Below are 5,030 nucleotides of genomic sequence, written 5' to 3'. Positions count from 1 at the left end.
TGTATGGCGTTTGAGCGCAGACAGCGAGAAGCCCGTCTGCTCCATTAGATAGGCATTGGACGCCCAAACGATCGGGCGCTGTCCCTCTTCCCAGTCCTGGGCCTGCGTGAAGGCCCCTAGCGTATCGAGAAGCAGCATATCGCCGGCCTTGAGGCCGATATGAGCGCCCACGCGTTTCACGGCCACGAAGGCCCGTGTTTTGGGTATACCTACCCGTTCACCGGCTTGGGCATATTGCTCTGCAATACCAAGTCCCGGTGTCGGCTTGCGCCAACCGCTCTGTGTCATGCCTATATTTCACCTCCGTGGTTTGTGGAGGCAAAAGGATCCCGTTCGCCAAAACGACGTTCTTTCGTTGACAGTGATTCGCGGGAGCGGTATCCAGTAGGTGTCTAATCTAATCGGATAAGCTCTCGGGCCGGATCGGCTTGGGGGCTTTTCTTTTGCCTCAGGTCATGATGACGATGTCTCCTCAGTTTTTCTGAGAAACTCCGCGTAGAGCTCATCGAGGTTCTCTGAGAGAAACTCTCCGAACGCTGCAGAATCCTTGGATGTCAGCGAGATGCTGTAGGCCCGGCCAGCTCGGCCGATCACGCCCTTAATCCGGCCCTCTCCGGCCGTCCAGGTGCGCTTGGCAGGCGCAGCCTTGGCGCTGCGGCGCTTGGGCGCCCTGCCCGCCTCCGCCACTTTGCTGTGCAAAATCTCGAACTTCGTATCGCTATCGAGTTGATCAAAATCAACCATCCCGAGGATGCGGTCGGCAACCTTGAGATTGGCCTTTTCAACCATCAGCTTCTTGAAGTCTTCCCAACGGTCGCGCCCGATCTGCTTGGCAGGACCAATCGCCTCGATCAAATGGCTCGGCACAGTGCTTGCGACCGAGAGCATTCGCGACAAGAGCGTCCCATCGATCGTCAGCGCCTGCTGAATTACGTCCTTCTCCTGCCCCAGATCGCGAAGGCTCTTGGCGAAGAGCGCCTTCTCTATGAAGGAAAGGTCGGCACGTGCGGTGTTCTCTTGGCCCTGGGCGAGGACGTGCGCGACATCGTCCATCTCCTTGACCACAGCCCGCACTGGACGGCCCAGGGCGCGCGCAGCCCGCACGCGGCGATGACCGAAGACCACCATATAGCGGCCCGTCATCTCAGGGTGCGGACGGAGAAGCACCGGCGTATCCTGTCCACTGTTCGAGATCGAGCTCTTAAGCTCCTCGAAAGCTTCGTCATCACCGCTCAGCCGATCATTGACGAATGACGCGTCTATGAGACCGGTATCGATCTCGACAATGGTCTCACCCTCCAGAAGCCGCTTGGAGTTCTCGGCCAGACTGTCGATGGACACCTTCATTGATTTCGACGCGCCTCGCATCGCGTAGCTTGAGCGTTCCGCGCCTGGCTTGTCTTGGCTTGCATCGCCCATCACGGATTTCAGCAGGTCTTTTCTGGCCATCTCACCCTCCCAAAATCGATCTGAAATTTCACATATGCACGGCTGTCAAAAGCGATCTGCACGGCTGTCAAAATCATGGTACGTCGCGCCCCCATGCTTGGTGGACAAGACCCGCAATCTCGTCGTTCACAGCGTTCAGCGAGGCGATAGCACGATCGTAAGTGGAGCGGACAAATTGAGCCCGTTCGACTTCGTAGAGCGTTTGCTTCGTAATACCGGCATCGGAGATCGCAGTGGATTTAACCATCTGCGATTCGAGCATCTGGTTCGGGAACATGGCCTGCAAGAAACCCACCATCTGCTTCTGGGGGCCATCGGTTGGCTCGAAGCGCGTGACCAAATACCGAAACCATTTGAGCTTCATCTCGGCACCAGCTTCCCGGATCGTCCGGAGGATTCCGCCAAGCATCAAGAGAAACTGGCTCATCGACATGACATCCAGCATCTGAGGATGGACTGTCACCAGGACCGAAGAAGACGCTGTTAGTGCGGTTAGAGTCAAATACCCAAGCTGCGGGGGGCAGTCGATGACAACAATATCGTATTGATCCTCCACTTCCTCCAGTGCCTTGGATATCCGTGTGAAAAACGCTCGGCCCTCTGACGGATCACGGCTGGTAAGCGCAACGGGGGTGTCATACTCGTATTCCTGCAGATCGAGGCTCGCCGGAACGATATCGAGGTTCGGGAAATTCGTTGGACGAATGACCGTACTGATTGGCTGTCGTTCTTCGTCATAGCGAAGCGTTTCGTAAAGTGAAGAAACAGAGTCTAATTCAGGCTGAATGCCGTGGAGCGCGGTCAGGGATGCTTGTGGGTCAAGATCGATCGCAAGAACCCGGTGGCCCTTCAAAGCAAGATGCTGAGCCAAGTGCGATGCCGTAGTGGTCTTGCCCGAGCCGCCTTTGAAGTTCACGACCGAAATGACGTGAAGCTCTTCGCCTTCCGTCCGATGGGGCAGGTAGCGGCGTTTGCCTGGACGGCCATGTTCATCAAGATAAGCGCGCAGCTCCAGCATCTGCATAGCGGAATAGGATCGACGCCCCGAAGATGACGTTTCCGGCTCAGGGCCCTTTCCTTCGAGGTGGAGCTTTTTGATCGTCGATTGGGTGACACCGAGATAATAAGCGACCTCAGCGAGCGAGAACAGGCGCAAACCCTTCTGAGCGTCAGGTGGATACTGTTCCTGACGCAATATATTGAGCCTGTCAGAGATCAGTTCTCCTTGCTGGAGGATGATCTCATCGAACGGAGTGTCCCCGTCTTCGCCCTGGAATGGTTCTGCTACCATGCCGCCGCCTCGCCTAATATCGCTTTTTGCGCGATTTACTTCGTTAAACTGTGACTTAAACCGAAATCGGGATATCCACAACGTTTTTCTCGGCAGGGCAAATAGCGTGACGCAAAGCGATACAGCCTTGTGCGTCCCACAACACTACGCGGGCAATGCAACTTCGACCACAATATATTGCGAACGGGTAGAGATTTTTTGGGATCCGACGAGACCGCGCCGGACGTGCAAATCTCTATATCACGCTGACTTGCATCGCTTTTTCGCGCCTGCACGGCTGTCAAACTTTCTGGAAAGGCTTCTGCGCGACTTATTTCAGCGTCAATCCAACCGAACGCGTGGACCAATCAGTAAGTGACTGCTCGCTGAAGTGAACCCTCGACTGCTGCATCGAGATGAAGGCACACGGCAGCGCGATCATATTGCTGGAGTGATCGCTCTGGGGAGAATCGGTACACCCGATTCTCTTGCGTAGATATGCTGGGCGGGGAAACCGGCCAGCACTCGCGACTAGGCAGTGTCCTTCGGCCCCCAGGGGATGACAGCTTGCACTGCGACGTCATCCGGGTTCGCCGCTTTTCCAAGATTGGCATTGAAGCCGATATCCCGGATGGAAAGGGAGAAGTAGTCAGCGCCGGTGTCACGGTTCTGCTTCTTCCAGATACCGCCGCATTCGACCAGGCGGCCGCGTGGCGAGCGGCCGAGAACACGGTGCGTGGGGGCCATCGGATTGTCACTTGCGACGGGCTCGACGGTGATGTCGATGTCGAAGGTCAGGGTGGAGATCGAACCGACACCCTTGGCGGTCTCGATATCGGCGCTTTCGAATTTGATACAGCTGGTGGTCATTGCCTTGCTCCTTTTCTGGTGTTGCAATGATGGTCAGATGGCAGGGGCAACGACCTGAACACACAGAAGGCGATGCGAATCGGAGAAGGGCAGGGGGGCGGAATTTTGTTCCGCGAAGAAAGCCCCGGAGGGGCAGGGGACAATTCAGGTACCCGCCTTTGTGTTCGGGGCAGACCCTGCGACCAGCATCTCATGCAACGCCGGTTGAAGGAGCCTATCTCAAACCAGCAACGTCAATACGAGCTAGCGACTGAGTAAAGCCAAGCGTGCAGCCGTGTCTTTCCCAACAACCTTCCAATCATGACTGTTGCTTGGTCTGTCGCAAGAATCGTGATAGGAACGTAAGCAGAACAAATTGATGGAGCAGACAATGGCACCCAGGAAAGTAGTAGATGCTCGCGCAGATGCAGAAGGCGATATCACGCACGTCAGGTTTGAAGGCAACAAGCGGTTTACTTCGGTCGAAAAGGCGATGGAAATGGCGGATCGTGGCGATATCTCGAATGCCCATTCTGTGAACCGTCGAAATGCAAAGCCACACTTGAGGACAAATCCAGACGGCAAACGTTCCAACAATCTGGATGATATGGCTGGCGACACTTGAGGCGCGGATTGGCCTTGGGTCGGTTGAAACGAATCTGCACCGCTCAAGTGGTGCTCCCGCGCGGATAGCGCCGGTCCGGCAGCCGGGCAGGGGGCTCGGCCTTCTGCCCGGCCGCCGGACAATTTTGGAGGCCTCGCTTCTGGGAAACCGCTGAACAAAAAGAAGCCCCACCGAAGCGGGGCCAGTTGGGTCTCCCCACGAAGGAGCCGTCAGGTGCAGTCGGGCACCCATTTGTCGAGTTTGGCTTTCTGATCGGGCGTCAGCCCCATGAGCTTCCGGGTGGTTGGGTCGCTCATGAGTTTCTCCATCTTCTCGGCTTTTTCAGCCTTCTTGAGCTTGGCGAAACTGGCGACACGTTCGTCACGGGCAACGCAATCGAGGAACACGCACAGCAAATCCACCAGATGACCGGCTGACACCCGCGAGAAGAAATTCTCCGCCGTGGGCGTCCAGTGCTTGCGGATATCGGCCCCAGCTTCCTCCGCAAGCAGGCCAAAGAATTCCGCGCCACCAGCCCGATAGGGCAGGGTGCGGGCGATCGCTTCTGTGATCTGGGCATTGCGGGCTTTCTTTCCGTCCTCGCGGAAAGCGGTGAAAGCCTCGGAAAGGTCTTCAACACGGGTGCCTTTACACCGCGGAAATGGTGGCATGAGACTGCCTTTGCCAAGCTTCACAAGTTGACGCCAACAACTTGGCAATACCCTTTCCTGTCCAATTGAGTATCCACGCCCTGGTTCCAACCCACCGACTTCCAGTCGGTTCTGCTTCAGCGTGAAAGAATCGTCTTATGATCATACCCTGTAGAAAATGAGCCGCAGCCGGGTCGTAGGCTCATTT

6 protein-coding genes are annotated in these 5,030 nt (G+C 56.4%); 1 reads left to right on the top strand and 5 read right to left on the bottom strand.

All coding sequences use genetic code 11. The features are described 5' to 3' along the window. From V6N04_RS18855 to V6N04_RS18840, 4 genes are all read right to left on the bottom strand, one after another. Window positions 1-288, bottom strand: a 288-nt coding sequence (locus V6N04_RS18855; protein ID WP_371171721.1) for a helix-turn-helix domain-containing protein, incomplete at its 3' end; no start/stop codon positions are given. Window positions 289-453: 165 nt separating this feature from the next. Then, on the bottom strand, window positions 454-1,449 hold the full coding sequence (gene repB, locus V6N04_RS18850) for a plasmid partitioning protein RepB (protein ID WP_371171720.1): 996 nt from the start codon (window positions 1,447-1,449) through the stop codon (window positions 454-456). Between the two features lie 73 nt (window positions 1,450-1,522). Beyond that, on the bottom strand, window positions 1,523-2,740 hold the full coding sequence (gene repA, locus V6N04_RS18845) for a plasmid partitioning protein RepA (protein WP_371171719.1): 1,218 nt from the start codon (window positions 2,738-2,740) through the stop codon (window positions 1,523-1,525). A gap of 510 nt (window positions 2,741-3,250) precedes the next feature. Then, window positions 3,251-3,589, bottom strand: a complete 339-nt coding sequence (locus V6N04_RS18840) for a DUF736 domain-containing protein (protein WP_371171718.1) — start codon at window positions 3,587-3,589, stop codon at window positions 3,251-3,253. Between the two features lie 370 nt (window positions 3,590-3,959). Here V6N04_RS18840 and V6N04_RS18835 point away from each other — a divergent pair, with 370 nt between their 5' ends. Next, window positions 3,960-4,193: a DUF3892 domain-containing protein gene (locus V6N04_RS18835; RefSeq protein WP_371171717.1), complete on the top strand. Its 234-nt coding sequence runs from the start codon at window positions 3,960-3,962 to the stop codon at window positions 4,191-4,193. A gap of 209 nt (window positions 4,194-4,402) precedes the next feature. Here V6N04_RS18835 and V6N04_RS18830 read toward each other — a convergent pair whose 3' ends face one another. Beyond that, window positions 4,403-4,843 (bottom strand): hypothetical protein, encoded by a 441-nt coding sequence (locus V6N04_RS18830; RefSeq protein ID WP_371171716.1) that lies wholly within the window; start codon window positions 4,841-4,843, stop codon window positions 4,403-4,405. Window positions 4,844-5,030: the final 187 nt, after the last annotated feature.

The sequence above is a fragment of the Aliiroseovarius conchicola genome, from assembly GCF_041403445.1.
GTDB classification, from domain to species: Bacteria; Pseudomonadota; Alphaproteobacteria; order Rhodobacterales; family Rhodobacteraceae; genus Aliiroseovarius; species Aliiroseovarius conchicola.
Note: the sequence above shows the minus strand (reverse complement) of the source record. Positions and strands in the feature narration are given on the sequence as shown.